The sequence below is a fragment of the Actinokineospora sp. genome, assembly GCF_050699995.1.
Lineage (GTDB): Bacteria > Actinomycetota > Actinomycetes > Mycobacteriales > Pseudonocardiaceae > Actinokineospora.
This window is the reverse complement of sequence record NZ_JBOHGC010000518.1, coordinates 1-2,096: the sequence shown is the minus strand read 5'-3', so window position 1 is coordinate 2,096 and position 2,096 is coordinate 1. Positions and strand designations below refer to the sequence as shown.

At 69.3% G+C, this 2,096-nt stretch carries 1 protein-coding gene and 1 pseudogene; both read left to right on the top strand.

Annotated elements, in window-relative coordinates:
- Positions 1 to 486 precede the first annotated feature (486 nt).
- Positions 487 to 1,722 carry an ISL3 family transposase gene (locus tag ACRDSQ_RS25770; protein WP_431424542.1) on the top strand — a complete coding sequence of 412 codons (1,236 nt, stop codon included), beginning with the start codon at positions 487 to 489 and terminating at the stop codon, positions 1,720 to 1,722.
- Positions 1,723 to 1,771: 49 nt separating this feature from the next.
- Positions 1,772 to 2,096: pseudogene (locus ACRDSQ_RS25765) on the top strand (hypothetical protein); the annotation flags it as partial.

Sequence of the window (2,096 nt, the reverse complement as noted above, 5' to 3'; positions counted from 1 at the left end):
TCGTACCGCTCCTGCGTAAGGCTCGGCGCTTGGAAGACTGCGACGATCGGCACGGCGACCTCCTCGCAATTTCGCGGACGACGCCAGCATACGGCTGGCGTGCCGATTCAGCTCCTTGGGGCGACCGGGCCGCGGACATGAGGATTCTCACTCGCCGATCCGACCATCTCCTGCGCGCAGCGCACCGATACCGGGGCTCAAATGAGGCGCCCCTGCATGTTCCGTGGGTGAGGTGAAGGCGGTCGCGGGGTAGCGCGGCCGGCCGTCGTCTGTCAAGCGGCGCCTTGTTGGCTGATGGGGTGCGCGAGTCGTTGTCGAGGTTTGCAGCGGGTTTGCGCTGCTTGACAGCGCCGCCCGTCCGCGCTGTGGGGCGATGAGGTCGGGGCGGAGGACCGCCCGACCAAGGTCAAGGGGTGCGCACGCCGCCTGGCTCCTACGGTTCCGGCTTCTGACAGTCGGGAACCTCACAAAGGGAGCGGTGGCGACGTGCGCCCACTCAGGGTATGGAGGAAGCTGCTCGGGCTGCGCCAGACGGTGATCGAGCAGGTCGACTTCGACGAGTCGGACGGGGAGCTGGTGGTTGCGGTTAGGCCGAGAGCGCGGGAGCGGGACCGCTGCCCGCAGTGCCGCCGGCGCTGCCCGGGCTACGACCGGGGCGAAGGTCGCCGGCGCTGGCGGGCGCTCGATCTCGGCACCACGTTGTGCTTCCTGGAGGCCGACGCGCCGCGGGTCAACTGCAAGCGTCACGGGGTGGTGGTCGCCGCGGTGCCGTGGGCGCGGCACGACGCCGGGTTCACGCGCTCGTTCGAAGACCAGGTCGCGTGGCTTGCCGTGCACACGAGCAAGACCGCGGTCTCGGAGCTGATGCGGATCGCGTGGCGGACCGTCGGCTGGATCTGCGAGCGGGTGATGGCCGAGGCCCGCGCCCAGCGCGACCTGTACGCCAACCTCAAGCGCCTCGGGGTCGATGAGATCTCGGTCCGCAAAGGACAGCGCTACCTCACGGTCGTCATCGACCACGACACCGGCCGGCTGGTGTGGGCGCACCCAGGCCGGGACAAGGCGACGGTCGAGAAGTTCCTCGATCTGCTGGGCAAAGACCGCTGCGAGCAGATCGAGCTCGTGTCCTGCGACATGGCCGACTGGATCACGATCCCGATCGGCCAGCGCTGCCCGAACGCCGAGGTCTGCTTGGACCCGTTTCATGTTGTCAAGCTCGCGACCGACGCGCTCGACGACGTCCGCCGTGAGGTCTGGAACGACGCCCGCAAGGCCGGCCAGCCGGGGTTGGCGAAAGAGCTCAAGGGCGCCCGCTTCGCGCTGTGGATGAACCCCGCCAAGCTGACCGAGCGCCACCACCACAAGCTCGCCCGCGTGCAGGAGATCAACCGGGACCTGTACCGCGCCTACCTCATCTGCCAGCAGCTGCGGATGATCTACCGCGTCCCGTGCGAGCACGCGCTCGAGCTGCTCGACGCGTGGCTGAAGTGGGCCCGACGCTGCCGGCTTCGCCCGTTCGTCAAGCTCGCCAAGACGATCACCAACCAGCGTGCGGGGATCGAGGCGGCGCTTCGCCACGGACTGTCGAACGCCAGAACCGAGCAGATGAACACCCAGATCCGGCTGATCACCCGCCGCGGGTTCGGCTACCACTCGCCCTGGGCCGTCATCGCACTGGCGATGCTCAGCCTCGGCGGCCTCTGCCCACCCCTACCGGCGTAGTGAAGCGACCCACGGAACCTGCAGGAGATTCCTCAATGTCTGCGCCTGGGTGTGCGACATCAGCCCCGCCGCGGCCGCCTCCGGCAACGCGCCCGACGAGCAAACGCCGCTGCGCCGCCACGCCAAGACGCTGCGACACCTGTTCTTCTGCGTACCGGGGCGGATCGTGCGCACCGCCCGCCGGATCATCGTGCGCCTGCCCGAAGGCCTGCCGCACTTCGACCACTTCAACGCCACCTACCACGCCGCGCGCGCCCGGGTCCTCGACGCCGCCTACCAGGCCAACCCCGAGCGGTTCGTCCGCCGCGCGCCCACGCCGCCGCAGGGACCGGTGGCGGCGTGGATCAACAAGCCCGACAGCGAGGACTTGACTC